The 24,071-nt window shown below is 71.9% G+C and carries 20 protein-coding genes; 3 read left to right on the top strand and 17 right to left on the bottom strand.

Features of this window, described 5'->3' with window-relative positions; genetic code table 11:
- Positions 1-48: 48 nt before the first annotated feature.
- The 13 genes from DEI81_RS00975 to DEI81_RS00915 form a co-directional block, all read right to left on the bottom strand.
- The gene (locus DEI81_RS00975) at positions 49-1,197 is read right to left on the bottom strand and encodes an FtsQ-type POTRA domain-containing protein (protein WP_111008636.1); all 1,149 of its coding nucleotides are present in this window, start codon (positions 1,195-1,197) and stop codon (positions 49-51) included.
- A complete protein-coding gene (gene murC / locus DEI81_RS00970; protein WP_111008635.1) occupies positions 1,194-2,627 on the bottom strand; it encodes a UDP-N-acetylmuramate--L-alanine ligase in 1,434 nt (477 codons plus the stop codon). Before murC ends, DEI81_RS00975 begins: the two co-directional genes overlap by 4 nt.
- The gene (locus tag DEI81_RS00965) at positions 2,624-3,724 is read right to left on the bottom strand and encodes a glycosyltransferase (protein ID WP_111008634.1); all 1,101 of its coding nucleotides are present in this window, start codon (positions 3,722-3,724) and stop codon (positions 2,624-2,626) included. Before DEI81_RS00965 ends, murC begins: the two co-directional genes overlap by 4 nt.
- Positions 3,721-5,052 carry a putative lipid II flippase FtsW gene (gene ftsW / locus DEI81_RS00960; RefSeq protein WP_111008633.1) on the bottom strand — a complete coding sequence of 444 codons (1,332 nt, stop codon included), beginning with the start codon at positions 5,050-5,052 and terminating at the stop codon, positions 3,721-3,723. Before ftsW ends, DEI81_RS00965 begins: the two co-directional genes overlap by 4 nt.
- Positions 4,997-6,559, bottom strand: a complete 1,563-nt coding sequence (gene murD / locus DEI81_RS00955; RefSeq protein WP_111008632.1) for a UDP-N-acetylmuramoyl-L-alanine--D-glutamate ligase — start codon at positions 6,557-6,559, stop codon at positions 4,997-4,999. The genes ftsW and murD overlap by 56 nt, the downstream gene beginning before the upstream one ends.
- Positions 6,556-7,662: a phospho-N-acetylmuramoyl-pentapeptide-transferase gene (gene mraY, locus DEI81_RS00950; protein ID WP_111008631.1), complete on the bottom strand. Its 1,107-nt coding sequence runs from the start codon at positions 7,660-7,662 to the stop codon at positions 6,556-6,558. Before mraY ends, murD begins: the two co-directional genes overlap by 4 nt.
- On the bottom strand, positions 7,659-9,125 hold the full coding sequence (murF, locus tag DEI81_RS00945; RefSeq protein ID WP_111008630.1) for a UDP-N-acetylmuramoyl-tripeptide--D-alanyl-D-alanine ligase: 1,467 nt from the start codon (positions 9,123-9,125) through the stop codon (positions 7,659-7,661). Before murF ends, mraY begins: the two co-directional genes overlap by 4 nt.
- A complete protein-coding gene (locus DEI81_RS00940) occupies positions 9,122-10,702 on the bottom strand; it encodes a Mur ligase family protein (RefSeq protein WP_111008931.1) in 1,581 nt (526 codons plus the stop codon). Before DEI81_RS00940 ends, murF begins: the two co-directional genes overlap by 4 nt.
- Positions 10,703-10,716: 14 nt before the next feature.
- A complete protein-coding gene (locus tag DEI81_RS00935; RefSeq protein ID WP_258368403.1) occupies positions 10,717-12,498 on the bottom strand; it encodes a penicillin-binding protein 2 in 1,782 nt (593 codons plus the stop codon).
- A 29-nt stretch (positions 12,499-12,527) separates the two neighbouring features.
- Positions 12,528-13,196 (bottom strand): hypothetical protein, encoded by a 669-nt coding sequence (locus DEI81_RS00930; RefSeq protein ID WP_111008629.1) that lies wholly within the window; start codon positions 13,194-13,196, stop codon positions 12,528-12,530.
- Between the two features lies 1 nt (position 13,197).
- Positions 13,198-14,157, bottom strand: coding sequence for a 16S rRNA (cytosine(1402)-N(4))-methyltransferase RsmH (rsmH, locus tag DEI81_RS00925; protein WP_111008628.1), 960 nt, complete (start codon positions 14,155-14,157; stop codon positions 13,198-13,200).
- A 103-nt stretch (positions 14,158-14,260) separates the two neighbouring features.
- Positions 14,261-14,692 carry a division/cell wall cluster transcriptional repressor MraZ gene (gene mraZ / locus DEI81_RS00920; RefSeq protein WP_111008627.1) on the bottom strand — a complete coding sequence of 144 codons (432 nt, stop codon included), beginning with the start codon at positions 14,690-14,692 and terminating at the stop codon, positions 14,261-14,263.
- Positions 14,693-15,045: 353 nt separating this feature from the next.
- Positions 15,046-15,414 (bottom strand): DUF3040 domain-containing protein, encoded by a 369-nt coding sequence (locus tag DEI81_RS00915; RefSeq protein ID WP_111008626.1) that lies wholly within the window; start codon positions 15,412-15,414, stop codon positions 15,046-15,048.
- 79 nt (positions 15,415-15,493) lie between these two features.
- On the opposite strand from DEI81_RS00915, the gene DEI81_RS00910 reads away from it, so the two are divergent.
- Positions 15,494-16,612: a polyprenyl synthetase family protein gene (locus DEI81_RS00910; protein ID WP_111008625.1), complete on the top strand. Its 1,119-nt coding sequence runs from the start codon at positions 15,494-15,496 to the stop codon at positions 16,610-16,612.
- A 110-nt stretch (positions 16,613-16,722) separates the two neighbouring features.
- On the opposite strand, the gene DEI81_RS00905 is transcribed toward DEI81_RS00910, so the two are convergent.
- A complete protein-coding gene (locus DEI81_RS00905) occupies positions 16,723-17,076 on the bottom strand; it encodes an Rv2175c family DNA-binding protein (protein ID WP_258368399.1) in 354 nt (117 codons plus the stop codon).
- A gap of 212 nt (positions 17,077-17,288) precedes the next feature.
- Here DEI81_RS00905 and DEI81_RS00900 point away from each other — a divergent pair, with 212 nt between their 5' ends.
- Together DEI81_RS00900 and pknB are read left to right on the top strand one after the other, a co-directional pair.
- The gene (locus DEI81_RS00900; RefSeq protein WP_146243978.1) at positions 17,289-18,515 is read left to right on the top strand and encodes a LysM peptidoglycan-binding domain-containing protein; all 1,227 of its coding nucleotides are present in this window, start codon (positions 17,289-17,291) and stop codon (positions 18,513-18,515) included.
- A gap of 139 nt (positions 18,516-18,654) precedes the next feature.
- Positions 18,655-20,667, top strand: coding sequence for a Stk1 family PASTA domain-containing Ser/Thr kinase (gene pknB, locus DEI81_RS00895; protein ID WP_220035616.1), 2,013 nt, complete (start codon positions 18,655-18,657; stop codon positions 20,665-20,667).
- Positions 20,668-20,770: 103 nt separating this feature from the next.
- Here the strand turns inward: pknB and DEI81_RS00890 are convergent, their stop codons facing one another.
- The 3 genes from DEI81_RS00890 to DEI81_RS00880 form a co-directional block, all read right to left on the bottom strand.
- Positions 20,771-22,108, bottom strand: coding sequence for a class II 3-deoxy-7-phosphoheptulonate synthase (locus tag DEI81_RS00890; protein WP_111008927.1), 1,338 nt, complete (start codon positions 22,106-22,108; stop codon positions 20,771-20,773).
- 125 nt (positions 22,109-22,233) lie between these two features.
- Positions 22,234-22,980, bottom strand: a complete 747-nt coding sequence (locus DEI81_RS00885) for a 1-acyl-sn-glycerol-3-phosphate acyltransferase (RefSeq protein ID WP_111008623.1) — start codon at positions 22,978-22,980, stop codon at positions 22,234-22,236.
- A 27-nt stretch (positions 22,981-23,007) separates the two neighbouring features.
- Positions 23,008-23,961, bottom strand: a complete 954-nt coding sequence (locus DEI81_RS00880; protein ID WP_111008926.1) for an ROK family glucokinase — start codon at positions 23,959-23,961, stop codon at positions 23,008-23,010.
- Between the last annotated feature and the right edge of the window lie 110 nt (positions 23,962-24,071).

Below are 24,071 nucleotides of genomic sequence, written 5' to 3'. Positions count from 1 at the left end.
CCACGCCGCGTGTCGCAGGAGCGACCCGCGAATCGGCGTGCACGCCCATCATCCCGCGGATCGCTGCTGCCGCACGATCCCGTTGTCGGGCGCCGAGACGTCGTACTCAACCTTGCCCGAGGGCGCCTGCGACGTCATCAACGCCGCGAGGAGCCGCGCCTTCGCGGCGGAGTCGTCGGGACTCCCCCAGACGACCTTCGCACCGGAGTGCAGGGTGAGCGTCACGTCGTCCGAGGTGCTCGCGGTCACCTGCGTCACCGTCGAGCGCACCGAGGTGGGCAGCGCCAGCACGACCTCGGTCATCGACCGGAAGGCCGTGCTGCCGAGCTGAGACGGCTGCACCGCCGCGAGCGGCATCCCGGCGGGCTGTTTCGGGTCGGACTCGACGACGATGCCCGCCGGGTCGACGAGGTCGTACCCGGACCCGGTCTTCACCGCCACGATCGGCTCGCGTTCGGTCACCGTGATGACGAGCGTGTGCGGCGGAGCCTCCTCGGTCACGTAGCTCGCGATGAGCGGGAACCCGGCGAGCTGCCGATTGATGGCACCGAAGTCGATCCGGGCGAGCGGCGTGCCGAGCTGGCCGTCCACCGCGTGGAGCACCTGCTGCCGGTCGACCCGGTCGGTGCCCCGCACCTCGATCGTCCGGAGCGCCATGAGCGGCGAGTACACGGCCACGACGACCGACAGCACGAGCACGAGCAGCACGGCGCCGGATGTGAGCCACGCTGCACGCCGGTGGCGGCTCCGCCGCGTGAACCGACGGACCTCCTGGCGCTCCACCAGACGACGACGGCGGCGGGCCGCGCGGGCCTCGCGAGCGGTCTCGGCGGCGCGGACGCCCGCGCCCAGCGGCCGCTCGTGGTCGACGTCGGGATCCTCGGCGGCCTCGGCGGCCCGTGCGGCACGCGCGGCGGCGCGCTCCTGCGCCACGGGGTCGACGAAGTCCTCGTCCGGGCTCAGTGCACGGAACCGGCCGGCCAGTGCGGTGATGCCCGCACCGAGCCGCTGACCCGTCGCACCGGTCAGGAGGCTCCGCGCACCGTCCGACGGCGCACGGCCCGGCGTCGCACCACCCGGTGTCGCACCACCGCGAGCGCTCGCGTCCGTGTCCGACGCGGCACGGTCCTCACGCGGCGGCGCCGGACGCTCCGGGACGGGCAGCGAGCCCGGGTCGAACCCCTCGGGACGCTTCACCGTGCCGGGGCCTCCGCCGCGACTCGGCCGCCGTGCAGGTCGGCGAGCACCTGCGGGATGATCCGGTAGACGTCGCCACAGCTCAGCGTCATGACGATGTCGCCGTCCTCGGCGAGGTCGGCGGCACGGGCCGCCGCCTCGGACCAGTCCGGCAGGTAGTCGACGCGCGACTGGTCCGTGAACCGCTCCTGCACGAGCGCTCCGGTCACCCCGGGCTCCGGGTCCTCACGGGCGCCGTAGACGTCGAGCACGACCGTGTGGTCCGCGAGCTCCTCGTAGACGCGGGCGAAATCCCCGGCCATGAGCCGGGTGCGGGAGTACAGGTGCGGCTGGTGGATCGCGATGACGCGGCCCTCGCCGACGACGCTCCTCGCGGCGCGCAGTGCCACCGCCACCTCCGTCGGGTGGTGCGCGTAGTCGTCGTAGACGCGGACGCCGCGCTCGGTGCCGTGCAGTTCGAACCGCCGCTCCGTCCCCCCGAAGGCCTCGACGCCACGGACGGCGTCGGCCGCGTCGACCCCGAGGCCGACGAGCACGGCCACGGCCCCCGCCGCGTTGATCGCGTTGTGCCGCCCGGGTACCCGCAGCGCCAGGGGGTGTGCGACGCCCGCGACGTGGACCACGGCCTGCACGCCCGCGGTCTCGACGACATCGGTCACGCGGACGTCGGCGTCGTCGGCCTCACCGAACGTGACGATGGACGGTGCGTGCGCGGTCGCCCGGACACCAGCCGTGACGCGTCGCGCTCCGGCGTCGTCGCTCGAGATCACCACCCGCTCGGACGCGCGCGAGGCGAACGTCACGAACGCGTCGATGAACGCGTCCTCACTGCCGTAGTGGTCGAGGTGGTCGGCGTCGACGTTGGTGACGAGGGCGATCGCGGTGTCGTAGAGCAGGAACGAGCCGTCGGACTCGTCCGCCTCGACGACGAAGGTGTCACTCGCACCGCTGCCCGAGCTGACACCGAGGGACTGGATGACGCCGCCGTTGACGAAGTTCGGGTCGAGGCCGAGCTCCACCAGGGCCGTGACGATCATGCCGGTCGACGTCGTCTTGCCGTGCGCGCCCGCGACCGCGACGAGCCGCCGGCCCGCGATGAGCGCTGCGAGGGCCTGCGAGCGGTGCATGACCGGCAGACCGCGACGCCGGGCCTCCAGGAGTTCCGGGTTGTCGGGCCACAACGCACTCGTGACGACGACCGTGTCGGCGTCACCGACGTTCGCGGCGTCGTGGCCGATGCGGACGTCGGCACCGAGTTCGCGCATGCGTCCCGTCGTCGCGGACTCCCGGGAGTCCGACCCGGTGACCCGGTGCCCGGCGGCGAGGAACATCCGTGCGATGCCGCTCATGCCGGAACCGCCGATGCCGATGAAGTGCACGGTGCCGAAGTCGTCGGGGATCGGTTGCGACAGGTCGGGCTTGATGGTCATGGTTCCTCCGTCCGTCCCGCGCCGTGCCCGCGGAGCGCGTCGATCACGAGGTCCGTCATGCGATCGGCGCCGTCGCGGTGTCCGACGCTGCCCGCGCGCACCGCCATGTCCGCGATCCGCGCCCGGTCCTGGAGGATCCCGAGCAGGTCGAACGTCACCCACTCGGGCAGGAACGCCTCGTCCGCCACCAGGACCGCGCCGCCGGCCTCGACGACGTCGCGGGCGTTCAGCCGCTGCTCGCCGTTGCCGACAGGATACGGCACGAGCACGCTCGGCACGCCGACGGCGGTGAGCTCGCAGACCATCCCCGCGCCGGATCGGGAGACCACGAAGTCCGCGGCGGCCATGGCGAGGTCCATGCGGTCGCAGTACTGCAGGACGTGGTACCCCTCGAGCGACGAGGGGCCGATGTCGGACTTCGCGCCCACGATGTGCAGGATCTGCCACCCCACCCCGAGCACGGCGGCCGCGGCGCGGTGGACGGTCTCGTTGATCCGTCGCGCGCCGGAAGAGCCTCCGGTCACGAGCAGCACCGGGCGCGCGGGGTCGAGACCGAACGCGGCCAGCCCCTCGGCGCGGGCGGCGCGTCGGTCGAGCGTCTCGATCTCGCGCCGGAGTGGCATGCCGACGAGGCGGGCGTGCGGGAGGCGCGTGTTCGAGAACGTGGTGCCGACGTGGTCGGTGAAGCGCGCGGCGAGGCGGTTGGCGAGCCCCGCACGGGCGTTCGCCTCGTGCACCACGAGCGGGACGCCCGTCCGCCGTGCGGCGATGTAGGCCGGCGCGGCCGCGTACCCGCCGACGCCGAACACGACGTCGATGCCGCGATCCCGGATCAGGGCCTCGGTGTGGGCCACGGTGCGCCGGAAGGCGCCGGGGAACCGGACAGCCGCCGCGTTCGGACGGCGCGGGAACGGCAGGCGCGGGATGGTCGTCAACTCGTAGCCGCGCAGGGGGACGAGCCGCGCCTCCAGGCCCTCGGCTGTGCCGAGCACGAGCACGTCGTCGTCCGGACGACGCTCGCGCAGCCGGTCGGCGACGGCGAGGAGCGGGTTGACGTGCCCCGCCGTGCCTCCGCCCGCGAAGAGGAAGCGGCTCACCGAGCACCCCGTCCGGGGTTCGCGACCCGGCCGGCACGCGCCGCCGCGGCCGCCGCGGATCGCTGCGCCGCGACGAGGTGCCCGTCCACGGGTACTGCGGTGTCGGCGTCCGGAGCGACGCGGGCGAAGGACAGGACGACGCCGATCGCGACGAGCGTCATGATGAGCGCCGAGCCACCCGCGGATATCAACGGCAACGGCACGCCGAGCACGGGTAGGAGGCCGAGCACCACGGCGATGTTGACGAGTGCCTGCCCGACGATCCACACCATCACCGCGCCGGTCACCGTCCGCACGAACGGGTCGCGGGAGGTCCGGATCACCTTGACGAACCCGATCGCGAGGACCACGAAGAGGACGAGCACGACGATCGCGCCGATGAGCCCGAGCTCCTCGCCGATGATCGCGAAGATGAAGTCGTTGTCCGCCTCGGGCAGCCACGACCACTTGAGCTTCGAGTTGCCGAGGCCGACACCGAACACCCCGCCGGACGCGAGCGCCCACATGCCGTGCACGGGCTGCCAGCAGAGGTCCTGGTACTGGTTCGAGTTCGTGCAGCCCGACAACCAGGCGCTGATCCGGGACGACCGCGAACTCGACGACATCGTGAGGAACGGGACGACCACCGCGATCGCGAGCACGCCCACCCCGAGGTGCCGCAGGCGGGCGCCGCCGATGAACAGCGCACCGAACACGAGCAGCATCATGATGATCGCGGTCCCGAGGTCCTTGCCGACGAGGACGAGCCCGATCGAGCCGAGCGCCGCGAGCCCCACGGGGATGAAGACCTCGCGCCAGTCGTCGAGCTTGTCCCGCTTGGCGTAGATGATCGCACCGATGCCGAGCGCGAGGGCGAGCTTGAGGATCTCGGACGGCTGCGCGGTGAAGGAGCCGATCCGGATCCAGTTCCGGTTGCCCTGGATCGAGTACCCGAGCGGTGTGAGCACGACGAGCGCCTGCACGACCAGGCCCGCGACGACGATCCGCATCGCCCACTTCCGCCAGAAGCGCACCGACAGCCGCGATGCGACGAGCATGAGCGGGACGCCGATCACGGCGTACATGCCCTGTCGCGTGAAGGCCCCGAAGAAGTCCTTCGTGGCCGCGTACTGCTCGACGCTCGACGAGGACAGGACCATGACCACGCCGAACACGACGAGGAACAGGGTCACCCCGAGGATCGTGTAGAACGCGCCCGTCTCGGCGACGAACAGCTGGCGGACCGCGACCACGGCCCCGTTCGCGCGTCGAGCGGCCGCACCGGCAGACCGGTCACCGCCCCCGGTCCGGGTCGTCCCCGTGCGGACGGTCGTCGGCGGGTTCGCCATCGGCGTCTCCTCCCAGGTGCTCGTGGACGGCCGCCGCGAACCGGCGCCCCCGGTCCGCGTAGGAGCCGAACTGGTCGAACGACGCGGCAGCCGGGGCGAGGAGGACCGTGTCGCCGGGTCGTGCGACGGCGGCGGCATGCCGGACCGCCTCGGGCATGACCTGCTCAGTGTCCGATGCGAGGACCTCGACGAGGGGCACATCGGGCGCGTGTCGTGCGAATGCCGCGAGCACCGGTGCGCGGTCCGTCCCGATCACGACGGCCGCACGCACCTCGGGTCCGAACCGGGCCACGAGGTCGTCGACGTCGACGCCCTTGAACAGGCCGCCGACGATCCACACCACGTCCTCGAAGGCCGCGAGGGACGCCGTTGCAGCGTGGGGGTTCGTCGCCTTGGAGTCGTCGACCCAGCGCACGCCGTCGGCGACCGCCACGAGCTCCGTGCGGTGGTGGTCGGGACGGAACCCCCGGACCGCCTGACGGATGTCGGCGGGCGTCACATCACCGGCGCGGGCGAGCGCCGCCGCCGCGAGCACGTTCATCGTCATGTGCGGCGACGCGAGGCCGGCGAGCTCGAGGTCCGCCTGCGCGGCCAGTTCGAGCGCGGCGTTCCGCCGGTCGTCGAGGAACGCACGGTCGCACAGCACGTCCTCGACCACCCCGACGTCGCCCGGCGCCGGGACGCCCGAGGTGAACCCGACCGCACGGCACCCCTCGACGACGTCGGCGTCCTCGACCATGCGCCGCGTGGCCTCGTCGACGACGTTGTAGACGCACGCGACGACGGTGTTCGCGTAGACCTTCGCCTTGGCGTCCCGGTAGGCCGCGGCGGATCCGTGCCACTCGAGGTGGTCGTCGGCGAGGTTGAGGCACGTGGACGCGAGGGGCACGACGGCGCCCGGTCCGGTCGTCGGCATGCTGTGCAGCTGGTGGCTCGAGAGCTCGACGACGAGCACGTCGTACCCGTCCGGGTCGCGGACGACGTCGAGCACGGGGACGCCGATGTTGCCGCAGGCCGCGGCACGCCAGCCGCCGGCCGCGTACATCGCCTGGGTGAGCTGCGTCGTGGTCGTCTTGCCGTTCGTCCCGGTGATGAGCACCCACGGCGCGGGTCCGCTCGGACGCACCACCTTGTCGCGGACGCGCCAGGCGAGTTCGATGTCGCCCCAGACCGTGCTGTGCTCGACGGCCCAGGCGAGCGTCGGGTTGGACGGCGGCAACCCGGGTGACGCTACGACGAGGTCCGGGGCGGCGACGACGAGCTCGTCCGGCACGGTCGCCAGGGAGGTCCGCACGAACCGCGCGCCGATCACGCCGAGCAGCTCGACACGGTCCTCCGGGGCATCCTCGGACCACACGGTGACCTCGCTGCCGAGTTCGACGAGGGTGTCGGCGACCGAGAACCCGGTGGCGCCGAGCCCGAGCACCGCCACGCGGAGCCCACGCCATCCGGTGGCGTGCCAGCTGGTCAGACCGTCGAGCCGGGAGGCCCGGGTGGGTCGTGTCATGCGTTGGCTCTCGTGATCCACTCGAGGTAGAACAGCCCGACGCCGGCGGCGACACAGAGTCCGGCGATGATCCAGAACCGCACCACGACCGTGACCTCGGCCCAGCCCTTGAGCTCGAAGTGGTGGTGCAGCGGACTCATCAGGAAGATGCGCTTGCCGTGGGTGATCTTGAAGTAGGCCCGCTGCAGGATGACCGAGCCGGTGACGATGAAGAACAGGCCGCCGATGAGGACGAGCAGCAGCTCCGTCCGGCTGAGGATCGCGAGCGCGGCGAGGGCGCCCCCGAGGCCGAGCGAGCCGGTGTCACCGAGGAAGATCTGCGCCGGCGACGTGTTGTACCAGAGGAACCCGATGAGCCCGCCGCAGATCGATGCGGCCACGACCGCCAGGTCGAGCGGGTTCGTCACCCGGTAACACGCATGCACGACGCTGTCGTCGAGTCGCGCTCCGCCGCACTCCTGGTTGTACTGCCAGAAGCCGATGAAGATGTAGGACGCGATCGCGAGGATGCTCGACCCGGTCGCCAGCCCGTCCAGCCCGTCGGCGACGTTGACACCGTTGGACGTGGACACCGTGAGGAACACGATCCACGCGAGGTAGAGCACGGTCCCGATGACGGTGCCGAGGGCCATGAAGTCGAGCCACGGGATGTCCCGTACGGCCGAGATCATCTTGGACGCCGGGTACTGCCCGTGCGCGTTCGGCACGACGAGGGCGACCGTCGCGAAGATCACGCCCACGATGACCTGCCCCAGCACCTTCGCCCAGCCGCCGAGCCCGAGGCTCCGCTGCCGACGCACCTTGAGGAAGTCGTCCACGAACCCGACCACGCCGAGCCCCACCATGAGGAACAGCACGAGCATCCCGGACAGGGTCACGGTGTCGCGGCCGGCGAGGTGCCCCACGAAGTACCCGATGACGGACCCGAGGATCAGGACGATCCCGCCCATGGTGGCCGTCCCGCGCTTGGTGTGGTGGGACTGCGGACCGTCGTCGCGGATGAACTGCCCCCACCCGAGTCGGTGGAAGAGCTTGATGAACAGCGGGGTGAGCAGCAACGTGAACACGAGCGACACCGCCGCGGCGATGAGCAGTGCGATCATGCCGGAACACCTCCGATGCGGTCACCGAGGTGTCGGAGACCGGCGGACTTCGAGGACTTGACCAGGACGACGTCGCCGGGGCGGAGCATGTCCTGCAGGGTACGGACGGCGTCCTCGGCGTCCTCGACGTAGACCGACTCGCCGTCCCACGATCCCTCGAGGGAGGCGGCCTGGTGGATGGGGAGCGCTCCGGGCCCGACGACCAGGAGCTGCCCGATGCCGAGGCGGACGACGAGCCGTCCGACGCGGTCGTGCTCCTCGACGGAGTACTCGCCGAGCTCGGCCATCTCGCCGAGCACCGCGACGGTGCGCTCGCCCGGACGGGCGATCTGCGCGAGCGTCCGGAGCGCGGCGGCCATCGAGTCCGGCGAGGCGTTGTACGCGTCGTTCACGACCGTGACGCCCTCCGGGCCGCCGTGGAGGAGCTCCATCCGCCACCGCTCGGCGCGCGTCATCGTGGCGAGCGCCTCGGCACCGTCGGCGAGCGGGACACCCCACTCGGCGGCGACCGCGAGCGCGGCCGTGGCGTTGATGGCGTGGTGCTCGCCGAGGATGGCGAGGCGGACGGTGACGGTCTCCTCGGCCTGGGTCGGGCCTCCCGGCACCGCCGACGCGTCCGTGCTCCGACGGGTCAGCGTGAACGCGGTGCCGTGCCGGTCGCTCGTCAGGTCCCCGATGCGGTACGCGGCGTCCGGGGAGGTGCCGAAGCCGACGACTCGTGCGGCTGTCAGCGCGCGCATCGAGGCAACGCGGTCGTCGTCGATGTTGAGCACGGCGGTCGCGGTCGACGGCAGGTCGGTCACCATCTCGGACTTCGCGCGCTGGGTCGCCTCGATCCCGCCGAACTCGCCCGCGTGCGCGAGTCCGACCTTGAGGACGACCCCGACGTCCGGCTCGGCGATGCGGACGAGCTTCGCGATGTGCCCGACACCGCTCGCGCCCATCTCGACGACGAGGAACCGCGTGTCGTGCGTGAGTCGCAGCATCGAGATCGGCGCGCCGACGTGGTTGTTGAACGAGCCCTCGGGTGCGACGGTCTCGCCGTGCCGGGACAGGATCGTGCGCAGCATGTTCTTGGTGCTCGTCTTGCCGTTCGAGCCGGTGATGCCCACGACCCGCAGGCGGCCGCCGGCGCGGACCCGGGCGACGACCTCGTGCGCGAGCGCGGCCAACGCGGCGTAGCCGTCCGCGACGACGATCTGGGCGACGTCGGCGTCCGGCCGGCCCGCCACCTCGGTCGCCGTGACGCGCTCGGTGATCACGAGCGCCGCCCCCGCCGACACCGCTGCGGGGACGAACAGGTGGCCGTCGGTCGTCTCGCCGGCGAGGGCGAAGAACACCGACCCGGGCCCGACGAGCCGGGAGTCCGTCTCAACGGAGCCCTCGATGACCCGCTCGGGCGCGCCGGCGACGAGTTCGCCGTCCACCGCCGCGGCGACCTCGGCGAGGGTGAGCGCGATCACCGGCGGGCCTCCCCCGGGGTCCAGCCGGCCTCACGGAGGGCGGCGCGTGCTTCGTCACGGGCGGAGTACTCCGTCCGGACCCCGCGGATGTCGCGGTAGTCCTGGTGTCCCGGTCCCGCCCAGAGGATCGAGTCGCCCTCGCCGGCGAGCGACACGGCGTGCCGGATGGCGGCCTCGGGCGGCGTGACCTCGTACAGCTCGTGGTCCGGGTAGGCCTCGCGTGCGGCGTCGACGAGCGTCTTGCGGATCGACGCCGGGTCCTCGAATCGCGGGTGGTGGTCGGTGACGACGAGCACGTCGCTGCCCGCCGCGGCCACACGGGCCATGTCCGCCCGCTTCGTCGTGTCCCGGTCGCCGTCCGCGCCGAAGAGCATGATCACCTTGCCGGGCGTGAACTGCCGGACCGCGGCGAGGGTGTTGAGGAAGGCGTCGGGGCTGTGCCCGAAGTCGACGTAGACGCTGGGTCCCTCGTCGCCGGAGACCCGCTCGGTGCGGCCGGGGAGGTACGCGTCGATACCGCTCGTGCCGTCCTCGTGGCGGAGGGCCTGCTCGATGGCGCCGAGCTCGAACCCGCCTTCGACCAGCATGACGATCGCGAGTGCTGCGTTCGCGGCCATGTGCCACCCGATGAGCGGGACGCGGGTGGTCAACGACCGGCCCTCGGGGCCGGTGAGCCGGAACTCGGTGTACGCGGCAGCGGCCTCGGTGATCTCCACGCGCCACTCGGCCTCGACCTCGGGTCGGACCGTGATCGTCGTGACCGGGATCCGGGACTCGGCGACCACGCGCGCCCCCCACTCCGAGTCGAGCGAGACGACGCCCCGACGCCCGTGTTCGGGTTGGAACAGGGGCAGCTTCGCCTGGAAGTACTCCTCCATGTCGGCGTAGTCGTCGAGGTGGTCGTGGCTGAGGTTCGTGAACGCGACGACGTCGAACACGATGCCGTCGACCCGGTGTCGGCTGAGGGCCTGGGCGCTCACCTCGACGGCGACCGCGCGCACCTCGCTCTCACGCATCCGGGCGAGGAGCGCGTGCATCTCGCTCGCCTCCGGCGTCGTGAGGCGGCTCGTCACGCTGAGCTGCCCGATGTGCCGCTCCGCGGTCGAGCTGAGTCCCGTGACGAGCCCGAGCTGCCCGAGGACCGCCTCGAGCAGGTAGGCGGTGCTCGTCTTGCCGTTCGTGCCGGTCACGGCGAAGAGCTGCGGCAGGTCCTCGGCGTCCTGGGTCGTGCGGTACACCCACGCGGACACGTCTCCGAGCGCCGCGCGCGGGTCCTCGACGACGATCACGGGGAGACCGCTCGGTGCCGCCAGGGCCACCCCGGCGTCGTCCGTCATCACCGCGACGGCACCACGCTCGGCAGCGTCAGCCGCGAACTCGGCCCCGTGACGGTGCGCTCCGTGGACGCCGACGAAGACGTCCCCCGGCTGCACCTCGGCGGCGCTGAGGGTCACGCCGGTGACCTCGATGCCGTCCGACGAACCGACGACGCGCAGGCCGAACGCGTTGACGAGTTCGGCGAGCGGGCGTGCGGCCGGGTGTTCGGGACGGAGGACCGGAGGGATCCGAGCGGACACGTGCTCCTTCTTCCTCACCACGTGGACGGGTAGGTTTTCTCCGCCGTCGTGGAGGGGGTGACGCGGTACTTCTCGAGCACCTGGGACATGAGGGTGTGGAACGCCGGAGCGGCGGAGCTGGAGAACCGATGTCCCGGCCCCGGCTTCGTGAACGTCACCGTGACAACATACTGGGGGTCCTCGGCAGGTGCCATTCCGGCCACCGAGATGATGCGGTCGCTGCCGTACCCGCCACCGTTCGCCACGGCGACCTCGGCGGTCCCGGTCTTGGCGGCCACGTTGTAGCCCGAGATGGGCTGCATGCCGGCGAGCGTGCCCGCGTGGTCGGTCAGGGTGCTCTGCAGCATCTGCACGACCTGGTCGGCCGCGGACGTGGACACCACGCGCGTCGGCGTGACGTCGGGCTTGTCGGTGACGGTGCCGTCGGCCTGCTCGCACCCCGAGACGAAGTGCAGCGGGATCCGCTCCCCGCCGTTCGCGAGCGTCTGGTAGATGCTCGCGACCTGCAGCGCGGTGGTCGAGATCCCCTGGCCGAACATCGAGTTCATGTTCGTCTGCGGGTCCCACGAGGGCGACGCGGCGTCGGGCCAGGTCGGCTGCCCCGGGAAGGCGATCCCGGACTGCGACTCGAACAGGCCGAACTTGCGCATGTAGTCGTACCGCTGCTGGGCGCTGAGCACCTGCCCCGCCTCCGTGATGCCGACGTTCGACGACTGGGCGAGGATCCCGGTCAGGGTCAGGTTCTCGGTGCCGTGGTACTCGGCGTCCGAGATCCTGCCGCCCCACGGGAAGGTCCGCGAGTACGGGACCGACTCCGGGGTGAGCGGCGTCGCCTTGCCGGTGTCGAGGAGAGCCGCCGCGATCGCCGCCTTGATCGTCGACCCCGGCTCGTAGGTCGCGGTGAGCGCCCGCGAGCCGAACGACCCGGTGTCCTTCGTCGCGTCCACGTCGTTCGGGTCGACGCTCGGCCAGTCCGCGATCGCGCGGATCTCCCCGGTCCCGACCTGGACGACCGTCGCGGTGGCCGACTGCGCTCCGAGGGCCTGCGCCTGCTGGGCGATGTCCTGCTGCGCCATGTACTGCAGGTCCTCGTCGATCGTCGTCTCGACGGTCCCGCCGTTCTTCGCCTGCTTCGTCGTGACCGTGCTGGCCGGCAACTGGACGCCGTCCTCGCCGCGCTCGTAGGTCTCGGACCCGTTCGTCGCCGCGAGGCACTTGTCGTACGCCAGCTCGAGCCCCGCCTGCGCCCCGTCCGTGCCCATGAACCCCGTGAGGTTGCCGGCGGCGGCCCCGTTCGGGTAGGTCCGCGATGCTTGCTTCTCGGGGTAGACCCAGGGGATCCCGAGCGCTTCGACCGCGCGGTAGTGCCCGACGTCCAACCCCTTGACGAGGTAGGCGAAGTCGGAGTTCGGGGCGGCCGCGATGGCGCGCTTCATGGTGGGGACGTCGCCACCGGACGCCGTCGCGAGCGCCTGGAGCGCCTGCGCGATCGAGACGTGCTTGATCCGGGTCCCGCCGAGCTTGCCCTGGAACGCGTCGACGATGCGGGGCGCCGTCGTGATGTTGTAGCGCGTGACGCTGTCCGCCAGGGGCGTGCCGTCGCGGTCGACGATCGACCCGCGGGTGCCGTACAGCGTCACCGGGATGCTCCGCTTGGCGACGGAGGCCTTGTCGAGCTCGGCCGCCTGCACGACCTGGATGTCGACGAGGCGGACGACGAACACCGCGACGAGTGCCATGATCGCCACCATCGCGACGCTGTAGCGGATGCGCCGGTTCTGGAGGGTCTTCCTCACACTGCGTCCTTCCGGACCGAGGGCGACGGTCAGCGCGTCTGGGGCGCCTGGAGCTCGGCCGCGTCCGACGATACGGACGAGTCCGAGGAACCCTGGCCCGACGCGCTGGCGCCGCTGCTCTTCCCAGCATCGGAGCCCGACGCGCCGGTCGCCGAGCCGGTCGTGGTGGTGTGGGTCGTCGGCTGCTCCGCGCTCGTGGCCGTGTCCCCGTGCTTCGCGACGACCGCGGTGCCGTCGAGCAACGCGTTCGGCACCTGGTTCGTCGTGGTGGCCGCGGTCGAGTCGGTCGCCGCTGCCGGCGTCGGCGTGCCGTACACCACGCCCGTCTTCGGGTCGAGGTACACGGGCGACGAGTTCGCGATCATCCCGAGCGCCTGGGCGTTCCGAGCGAGGTTCTGCGGCGAACGGAGGACGGACAGCTGCTCGTCGAGCTGCTGCTGCGACCGGCTCAGGTCCGTCTGCGTCGACTGCAACGCGTCGAGCTGGTAGGCGCCCTTGCTCAGGACCATGCTGATGCCGAGCTGCGCGAGCAGGAGCGCCGCGAGTGCGGCGACCGCCACGAAGGCGGCGATGATCCGCGGTCGTGCCCGACGCTGCGCGCGGGTCGCCGTGACCTCGACGAGTTCTGGGCGGGCACGGCGGTGGTCGGGGCGGGGCTCGGCCGCGATGCCGGCCGCGAGGGCGAGGTTCGTGGTCATGTCACTTCCGGATTCGCTCGGCCGCGCGGAGTCGCACGGGGGTGGCTCGGGGGTTGGCGGCGCGTTCGGCCTCGTCGGCCAGCTCGGCGCCCTTGACGACGGCGGTGAAGGTCGGGCGGTGCTCGGGCAGCTCGACCGGGAGGCCCGCGGGTGCGCTCGACCGCGTCCGCTCGGCGAGCGCGCGCTTGACGATGCGGTCCTCGAGCGACTGGTAGGCCTCGACGACGATCCGGCCGCCGACGCGCAGGGCGTCGAGCGCGGCCGGGATCGCGCGCTCGAGCACCGCGAGCTCCTGGTTGACCTCGATCCGGAGGGCCTGGAACACCCGTTTCGCGGGGTGGCCCTGCCGCTGCACCGCGACCGGGGTGGCGGCGGTGAGCACCTCGACCAGGTCCGCCGACCGCTCGAACGGGCGCTCGGTCCGGCGCGCGACGATGGCCCGGGCGTACCGCGCCGCCAGTTTCTCCTCGCCGTACACCGTGAAGATCCGGCGGAGCGCGCGCTCGTCGTACTCGGCCAGGACGTCGGCGGCGGTGGGGCCGGCGGTGCGGTCCATGCGCATGTCGAGCGGCGCGTCCTTGCTGTAGGCGAAGCCGCGCTCGGCCCGGTCGAGCTGCAGGGACGAGACGCCGAGGTCGAACAGCACGCCGTCGACGGCGTCGATCCCGACGGACGCGACGGCCGCGGGCAGCTCGTCGTACACGGTGTGCACGAGGTGGACACGGTCACCGAAGGGCGCGAGGCGCTCCCCCGCGATCCCGAGGGCGTCCGTGTCGCGGTCGAGGCCGACGAGGGTGAGCTCCGGGAAGCGCGCGAGCAGTGCGGCCGAGTGACCGCCCATGCCGAGCGTGGCGTCCACGAGGACCTTGCCGGACCCCTCGAGCGTCGGCGTGAAGAGCTCGACGATGCGCTCGAGGAGGACCGGTGTGTGCGGGAAGGTCCCGCCGTCGGATGCTGTCATGTCGCCCCCGCTTCCTGGACCGTGGATCCGGATCCCCATCCATCCCGACCTGACACCGGGGAAGGTGTGTCAGGGCGCATGGCTGGGAGTCCGGGTCCGCGGGTCAGAAGACGCCCGGGATCACCTCCTCGTCGTTCTCGGCGAAGTCGGCCTCGCTCGCGGCGTAGTAGGCCTCCCACGCGGGGGTGGACCAGATCTCGGCTCGGTCACCCGCGCCGATCACGGTCAGGTCGCGCTCGAGGCCCGCGTACTCGCGAAGGTTCTGGGGGATGGTCACGCGGTTCTGCTTGTCGGGCTGTTCCGCGCTCGCCCCGGAGAGGAACAGGCGCATGTAGTCGCGAGTGCGCTTGTTCGTCATCGGTGCCTGCCGGATGCGGTCGTGCAGCGCGGCGAACTCCTGCTGGCTGAAGACCACGACGCACCGTTCTTGTCCGCGCGTCATGACGATGCCGTCGGACAGCTCGTCACGGAACTTGGCGGGAAGGATGACGCGCCCTTTCTCGTCGAGCTTCGGAGCGTACGTACCGAGCAGCACGGCCGACCCCCTCTGCTCCAACGACCACCTCGTTCCTCCACTTTACTCCACCGCCCACCACCGAGCAACGGAACGGGCCCATGGAAGGCCCCGAAGCCCCCGTTCTGGGGGCGAGAAGGCGGCGTCGCGGCGGGCTGGAGCGCTGCGGAACGCCCGCGCGCATGCGGATCCGGCGCCGTTCCTCCCGGTCGGAGTGGGGGTGGAGGGAAGTGGGGGGATCGTGTGGAGCGGAGTGGAGGGGGTGGAGGGCCGCGGTGTGTCGTCGGACCATCGACGGCTGTCGCCCGGGAACGCGACAGCGGGGCCGACCCGAAGGTCGACCCCGCTGTGGTGGTGCAGGTGGACGGGAGCGGCTACTGCTCCTGGTTGCGCTTGTCCCAGCGCTCGTTCATGCGGTCCATGAACGAGCCGCCGGCGCCGCCCTTGGCGGTCGGACGAGCGGCCGGCCGGCCGGCACGCGAGCCGACACCGGGACGCAGTGCGAAGAGGACGCCCGCGAGCATGAGCACGAAGCCGACCACGCCGATCACGGGCTGCCGGAGCGCGAGGCCCAGCACGACGACGCCGACCCCGACGAGTGCCCCGAGGACACCGAGCGTGATCGAGGTGTAGGTCGGCCGCCCCTGCCGCTTGGTGACGCGGGCCACGAAGTCGGAGTCGTTCTGGTAGAGGCTGCGCTCCATCTCCTCGAGGAGTCGCTGCTCTTGCTCCGAGAGTGGCATCTCAAGTCCCTCATCCCTGGGATCGACGCTGGTTCAGTGGGCCGATTCTATGCCTCGGCCACCCACTAAGGTAAGGAGGGTGGCTGAGAGTACGCGGTTAGTGGATCTCGTCTCGGATCGCATCGAACGCGCGCTCACGGAGCAGCGCACGCGGCTCGCGGCGATCAGTCCCGACCTCGCGCCGTTCAGCGACTTCTCGCGCGATCTGCTCGCCGGCGGCAAGCGGTTCCGTGCCCTCTTCTGCTACTGGGGCTGGCAGTCCGTCGCCGGCCGGTCGGGCTCGTTCGACCCGCTCGCCGCGGGATCCCGTCAGACCACCGCGGAGGCCGTCGTCACCGCGGCCGCGGCCCTCGAGGTGTTCCACGCGGCGGCCCTCGTGCACGACGACATCATGGACCGCTCGGACACGCGGCGCGGCCGCCCCGCAGCCCACCGTCGCTTCGAGCGCCTGCACGCAGAGCACGGATGGATCGGCGACAGCGCCGCGTACGGCACGAACAGCGCGCTGCTCATGGGCGACCTCCTGCTCTCGCTGTCCGACAGCGTGTTCGACGAAGCCCTGGCCCTGCTCGAGCCCGGCCGTGCGCGCCTGGTCCGTCAGGAGTTCCACGCGATGCGACTCGACGTCACCGCGGGGCAGTACCTCGACATCCACGAGGAGACCGCGTGGCCGACCGTCGACGAGGCCGACCTGCTCGTCCGCGCCCAGCGGGTCATCGTGTTCAAGTCGGCGAAGTACTCGGTCGAGGCGCCGCTCGCCATCGGCGGACTCATCGCCGGCGCGGACGACCGCCAGCTCGAGGGGTTGCGGGCCTTCGGCCTCCCCCTGGGCGTCGCGTACCAGCTGCGCGACGACCTGCTCGGCGTGTTCGGCGACCCCGAGGTCACGGGCAAGCCCGCCGGTGACGACCTGCGCGAGGGCAAGCGGACGGTGCTCATCGCGACCGCACGGAAGGCCCTGCCCACGGGCGCCCGGCAGCTCGTCGACGAGTTGCTCGGCGATCCCGAGCTCGACGAGGACCAGATCACGATGCTCCGGGCGACCCTCACCGAGTCCGGCGCCGTCGCCGCCGTCGAGCGGTCGATCGAGCGGCACGTCGCCCGGGCGAAGGCCGCGCTCGCGGCGGCGCCGCTCACGCCGTCGGCGCGGGAGCAGCTCGTCGCCCTGGCGGACACGGTCGCCCAGCGCGTCGCCTGAGGACCACCCCGACTCGGCGACCGGTCGCGGCTCGACGACCCGCTACGCCTCGACGACCCGCTGCGCCGCGACGACCCGCCTCGCCGCGCCTCGCCGACCGTCGCGGCCGGTCAGAGCAGGGACTGCGCGACCCGGCGCACCTCGGCCTTGCGTCCGGCCCGGAGCGCTGCGATGGGCGGGACGCCGATCGACTCCTCGGTCGTGAGCATCCAGCGCACGGCCTCGTCGTCGCTGAAGCCGTTGTCGCCGAGCACGATGAGCGTGCCGCGGAGCTCCGGCAACGGCTCCGCACCGTCGAGGAACTCGACCGGGACACGGAGCACACCGTCGACCCGCGCGGGGAGCAGGGTGCGCTGCTCGAACAGCCGGTGGACCCGGCCCGGGCTCACACCGAGCAGCTCCACGAGGTCGGGCACGGTCAGCCAGCGCTCGGACAGGGCGTCGTCCGTCAGTGCGTCAGTCACGCTGCCATGGTGCCAGAATCCCCCGCGGTCCTCGAACGGGGGCGAGGGGCACTTGGGTCACACCAGTCACATCCGTCTCGTTGATTGACTCGCGTGACGATCCGTGCCACGGTGGTGCGGACCTTGCCGCGGCGCGACGGAGCACCCGCGGCGCGGCACCCGGCCGAAGCAGCACGGCACCCCCGCCGCGGCCCCCGAGGAGAGTGATCACCGTGGACACCGACGACGCCGCCGCACGGCGCCCGCGCGCAGCCCGATTCGCGACGATGCCGATCGTCCTCGCCGGCACGATCGCCGTCGCCGCCGGCCTGACCGGACCGGTGGCCGCCGGACACCTGGACCAGCGCCACCGCCCCGAGGAGAAGCACGAGGGCGACCACACGCGACGAGCCGCGCCCGACCGCGTCGAGACCGACCACCCGGTGTTCGGCACCGCGGTCGCCACCTCGTCCCCGACGGTCACGACCGTCGCCGCCATCACCGAGGCGCCGGCCTCATACACCGTGGTCCAGGGCGACACGGTCAGCGCGATCGCGGCCCGGTACGGGCTCTCGCCGCGCGACGTCCTCAGCGCGAACGGCCTGAGCTGGAACGCGATCATCCACCCGGGGCAGACCCTGACGCTGCGGTCGGGGTCGACCGCGACCGGCCGGACCGGCGGGACCTCGACCTACCACGTGGTGTCGGGCGACACGGCGACCGGCATCGCGGCGCGGCTCGGTGTCTCCACGAACGCGCTGCTCGCCGCCAACCAGTTGTCGGCCACGAGTGTCATCTACCCGGGGCAGACGCTCCGGGTACCGTCGGCGACCACCACCTCGACGGTCGCGGTGACGACGAACGCCGGGACCAGCACCGCGGCTCCGGCGGTCAGCAGCGCGACGACCGTGCACATCCTCGCCGGCGACACCCTGGCCACGATCGCGTCGGCGCACGCCGTCTCGGTCGCCGACCTGCTCGCCGCGAACGGCCTGACCTACACGAGCACGATCTACGCCGGGAGCACCCTCGTCGTGCCGGCGTCGAGCGGTGTCGGCCTGACGAACGAGATGCGGGCCAACGCCGAGACCATCGTCCGCGTCGGCCGCGCCCTGGGGGTTCCCGAGCGGGGCCTCGTCGTCGCGCTCGCGGCCGCGATGCAGGAGTCCGGGCTCCGCGACCTCGACCACGGGGACCGCGATTCGATCGGACTGTTCCAGCAGCGGCCGAGCCAGGGCTGGGGATCCGCGTCCGAGCTCATGGACCCGACGTACGCGGCGAGGCTGTTCTTCGGCGGTCCGCACAACCCGAACGCCGGCACGACGGCCGGTCTCCTCGACGTCCCCGGCTGGCAGTCGATGTCGGTCACGGACGCGGCCCAGGCCGTGCAGAACTCGGCGTACCCGAAGGCGTACGGCCAGTGGGAGAAGCCCGCGACCGCGTGGCTCGCCACCCTCTGACGCCGGATCCGGCCGCCAGGTCGGAAGCGGGACCGGTCGTCCGTGAGCACCGCCTCCTCCTCCAGATCGAGATTGCATCACGGTCGGTGCGTCAGCGGCGGTGGTCCGACGCCCGATTCGTAGAATGCCGACCGTGACCATGAACGCCGCGACGGATCCGATGATCGGTCGGATGATCGACCAGCGGTACCGCGTCCGGTCGCGCATCGCCCGCGGTGGCATGGCCACCGTGTACCTCGCCACGGACGTCCGTCTGGAGCGCCGCGTCGCGATCAAGATCATGCACGGTCACCTGGCGGACGACGCCGCGTTCCGCGGACGCTTCATCCAGGAGGCCCGGTCCGCCGCCCGTCTGTCCCACCCGAACGTCGTGGGGGTGTTCGACCAGGGGCAGGAGACCGACTGCACCTACATCGTCATGGAGTACATCCCGGGCATCACGCTCCGTGACCTCCTGCAGGAGCACCGGGCACTCACGAGCGACCAGGCGCTCGACATCCTCCGCGCCGTCCTCGCCGGGCTCGCGTCCGCGCACCGGGCGGGCATCGTGCACCGTGACCTCAAGCCCGAGAACGTCCTCCTCGCGGACGACGGCCGGATCAAGCTCGGCGACTTCGGCCTCGCGCGCGCCGCGACGGCGAACACCGCCACCGGCGCTGCCCTGCTCGGGACCATCGCGTACCTCTCCCCCGAACTCGTCACGCGCGGAGTGGCGGACACCCGGAGCGACATCTACGCCGTCGGCATCATGCTGTACGAGATGCTCACGGGCGAGCAGCCGTACAAGGGCGACCAGCCGATGCAGATCGCGTACCAGCACGCGAACGACACGGTCCCGGCGCCGAGCGCGAGCAACCCGGCGGTGCCGCCCGAACTCGACGACGTCGTCCGCTGGGCCACCGCCCGCGACCCCGATGAACGACCGCGCGACGCCCGCGCGATGCTCGACGGCCTCGCGGGCATCGACGAGCGGATGAGCGGCCCTCGCGCGACGTCCGTGCTCCACCCCGCCGGCACCACCACCGTCCTGCCGCTCGACGCCGCGCCCGCGGACACCACGATGCTCGGTCCGCGTGGTCCGCTCGCTCCGCCCCGGAGCCCGATCGGACCGCAGCGCTCGACGACGTCGGCGCCCCGGTTCCCACCGACGGCGAGCGACTCGCTCGAGACCGCTCTCGCTCCCGCCGCGGGACGCCTCGCGCACACGACCGCCCGGCGCCGTCGCCGCGGGTGGGTCCTCCTCGCCGTCGTGGTCGTGGTGGCACTCGTCGTCGGGGTCATCGCGTGGTGGTTCGGACCCGGGCCCGGCGGCAACGTGCGCGTGCCGGAGGTCGCCGGCAAGAGCGTCTCCCAGGCACGCCGCCTGATCGAGGAGCGGGGACTGCACGCCGCGTCGAGCACCGGCGCGCGCCCCGACGCGGTCGTCCACGCGGGCGCCGTCTCGGCGACCGCGCCGGACGCCCGGCGCATCGTGACCCGCGGGACGACGATCCGGATCCTCGTCTCGTCCGGGCCCCGACCCATCGTGCTCCCCGCGATCGTCGGACAGCCGGTCGCGACCGTGCGGAGCGAACTCGCCCCGCACTTCACACTCGAGCAGCTGCGCTACCGGTTCGACGGATCCGCTGCCGCGGGCACCGTCCTCACCGCGACCGGCACGACCGAGGCCGGCGACGACGTCGACCTGACCACCGTGCACCAGTACGGCGAGCGGATGCCCGTCCGCCTCACGGTGTCGCTCGGCGCCGTGCCGGACGTCGTCGGCAAGTCGAGCGACGCGGCCACCGCCGCGCTCGAGGCGGTCGGGCTCGACGCCGGCCAGGCGCCCGGCCAGTACAGCGACGACGTCCCCACCGGCGACGTCATCAAGGCGATCCTCCCGGCAGACCCCGTGGTCAAGGGTTCCACGGTGCAGCTCGTGGTGTCGAAGGGCCCCGTCCCGATCACGCTCCCCGACGTCCGGAAGAAGCCGATCGACCAGGCCGCGTCGACCCTCCAGGCCCTCGGCCTGCACGTGTCCTACCCGGACTGCACGAACGTGCTGTGCTCGTTCTACGACTGGAAGTCGTCGCTGCCGGTGTCCGCGACCGACCCGGCCCCCGGCTCCACCGTGCACAAGGGCGACACGATCACGCTCGACTACGAGCAGTGACCGGTGCGCGCCGTCCGGCCCTCGGCTGACGCGACCGGGGGCCGGACGGACGGGAGGCACGACACCGGTCCGGTGCCGTGCCTCCCGTCCGTCCCGGGGACCGTCAGGACCGCGGTGCCGCGCTCAGCTCCTCGGCCACGAGGAACGCGAGCTCGAGCGACTGCATGTGGTTGAGGCGCGGGTCACAGAGCGACTCGTACCGCGTGGCGAGGGTCTCCTCGTCGATGTGCTCGGACCCACCGAGGCACTCGGTGACGTCGTCGCCCGTGAGTTCGACGTGGATGCCGCCCGGGTAGGTCCCGACCGCGCGGTGGGCCTCGAAGAAGCCGCGGACCTCGTCCACGACGTCGTCGAAACGCCGCGTCTTGTAGCCGGTCGGCGTCGTCAGGCCGTTGCCGTGCATCGGGTCGGAGACCCAGAGCGGGTTGGCGTCCATGCCCTTGATCGCCTCGAGCAGGGGCGGGAGCTTCTCGCGGACGAGGCCCGCCCCCATGCGCGTGATGAACGTCAGGCGGCCCGGCTCGCGCTCGGGGTCGAGCTTGTCGATGAGCGCCTCCATGTCGGAGGCCGAGGTCGACGGCCCGAGCTTCACGCCGATCGGGTTCCGAACCCGCGACAGGAAGTCGACGTGCGCGCCGTCGATGTCGCGCGTGCGCTCCCCGATCCACACGAAGTGGCCGGAGGTGTCGTACGGCAGACCGGACCGGGAGTCGATACGCGTCATCGGGCGCTCGTAGTCCATGAGGAGGCCCTCGTGGGACGCGTAGAACTCGACGTGCTTGAGTTCGTCGAAGTCCGCGCCCGCGGCCTCCATGAACCGGATGGCGCGGTCGATCTCGCGGGCCAGGTGCTCGTACCGCGCGTTCGCCGGGTTCTCGGCGAAGCCCTTGTTCCAGCTGTGCACCTGTCGGAGGTCGGCGAACCCGCCCTGCGTGAAGGCGCGGATGAGGTTCAGCGTCGACGCCGCGGTGTGGTACCCCCGCACGAGACGCTGGGGATCCGCCTGCCGGGACTCCGGCGTGAAGTCGTAGCCGTTGATGATGTCGCCGCGGTAAGCGGGCAGGGTGACGTCACCGCGGGTCTCGAAGTCGCTCGACCGCGGCTTGGCGAACTGCCCCGCCATGCGTCCCATCTTGATGACGGGCGTGGAGGCGCCGTACGTCAGGACGACGGCCATCTGCAGGATCGTCTTCACCCGGTTGCGGATGGCGTCGGCGGTCGCACCGGCGAACGTCTCGGCGCAGTCACCGCCCTGGAGGAGGAAGGCCTGACCCCGAGCCGCCGCCGCGAGCCGGTCGCGCAGCACGTCGACCTCGCCAGCGAACACGAGCGGCGGGAAGGTCGCGATCTCGGCCGATGCGGCCTCAGCCGCGACCGGGTCCGGCCACGCCGGCTGCTGCTTGATCGGGAGCGTCCGCCAATAGTCGAGCCCCTCGATCACGTCCGGATCCTGCAGGGCGACGATGTCGGTCGACTCGAACACTTCGATTCCCTCGTGGTTGTGTGGCTCGATGCCACGTCGGGCAGGGCTGTCCACACCGGTCGGGGCGTGCGGACTGACTGAGCCTAACGTGGAAGCGTGGCGCCCTGTTCCCCAGCGGTGGAACCGACGCGCTGCCCCGTGGACCGGAGGGCCGCTGCGCCGCGCTCCTTCACGCTCGACGCATACACGTCGGCGTACTCCTGGTGACTCAGGCGTCGGAGCTCGTGCATGATCTCGTCGGTCACGCTGCGGAGGATGAAGCGGTCCGACTCCAGGCCCGTGAAGCGGGAGAAGTCGAGGGGCTCGCCGAAGACGACCCCGACGCGCTTGATCTTCGGCACGTGCTGACCGATCGCCATGACCTCGCGCGTGCCGACCATGGCGACCGGGACGACCGGGACGCGCCCCTCAAGCACCATGCGGGCGACGCCCGTGCGGCCGCGGTAGAGGCGCCCGTCCGGGCTGCGCGTGCCCTCCGGGTAGATGCCGAGCTGCTCTCCGCGCGCCAGCACGCCGAGGCCCGTCCGCAGGGAGGCCTCGCTCGCCTTGCCGCCCGATCGATCGATGGGCAGCTGGCCGAGCGCGCCGAAGGCGGTCTTCGTGGCCCAGCCCTTGATCCCACGACCGGTGAAGTAGTCGCTCTTGGCGAGGAACGAGATCCGGCGGTCGAGCACGACCGGCAGGATCACGGAGTCGATGAACGACACGTGGTTGCTGGCGAAGATGACGGGACCCGTCGCCGGAACGTGCTCACGCCCGACGACCCACGGGCGGAACACCGCCGTGAGCAGTGGTCCGATGAGCAGGTTCTTGAGCACCCAGTAGAGCATCGTCGCGTCCTCGGTCCGGTCGAGCGGTCAGGCGGTCCGCGCGTGGATCCGCGCCAGGTCCGCGGCACCGACGACACCCGCGTCGTTCACGAGCTCCGCGATGACGAAGTCCGGCTCCGGATGGTAACCCCGCGCGGGCAGGTTGTTCAGGTACGCCTGACGGATCGGTTCGAGCAGGCGGTCCCCCGCGCTCGCGACCCCACCCCCGAACACGAACAGCTGCGGGTCGAGCACAGCCGACAGCGACGCGCACGCCTCGCCGAGGTGTCGTCCGAGTCGACGGAGCGCCGCGAGGGCCCCCGGGTCGTCGGCGAGGATGAGGTCGCCGACGATCTGCCCGTCCAGCGTGCCGCCGTTGGCGTCGCGGGCCTCGGCGAGGGCGACACCGATCCCACCGGCGTCCGCGACGTCGTTCGCCATCCGCTGCAGCGCCCGACCCGAGCCGTACTGCTCGATGCACCCGCGCGCGCCACAGCCGCACGGGAGGCCGTTCGGGACGATGCGGAGGTGGCCGATCTCGCCACCGGTGCCGAAGCCGCCGCGGAACAAGCGGTCCTCGGTGACGATCGCCCCGCCGACACCGGTGCCGATCGTGAGCATCGTCATGTCGCTGACGAGGCGGCCGGCACCGAAGCGGAACTCCGCCCAGCCCGCGGCGTTGGCGTCGTTGTCGACGGTGATGTGCACGTCGCCGAGGCGTTCCTGCAGCCGCTGCCGCAGCGGCTCGTTCCGCCACCGGATGTTCGGCGTGTAGTAGACGATCGACTGCGAGGCGTCGATGAACCCGGGAGCCGCGACACCGACGGCCTCGATCGCGTGCTCCGCGCGGAGGCGTTCGACCATCGAGACGACGTCGTCGAGCATGGCGGTGGGGTCCGCGGCGTTGGTGGGGACCCGGTCCTCCGCGACGATCTCGCCGAGTTCGGAGACGACCGCGCCCGCGATCTTCGTGCCCCCGATGTCGATTCCGATGGCATGCACGAACATCGACCCTACCCGGTGTGGACACTGGACTCGCGCGGGGGCGTGGGTCCTATGCTGAGCGCGTCCGGCTCGACGACGAGGCGGATCAGCATCGACGGTCGACGAGG

Source organism: Curtobacterium sp. MCBD17_013 (assembly GCF_003234565.1).
In the GTDB taxonomy this organism is placed as follows: domain Bacteria; phylum Actinomycetota; class Actinomycetes; order Actinomycetales; family Microbacteriaceae; genus Curtobacterium.
This window is presented reverse-complemented; position numbering and strand designations above follow the sequence as displayed.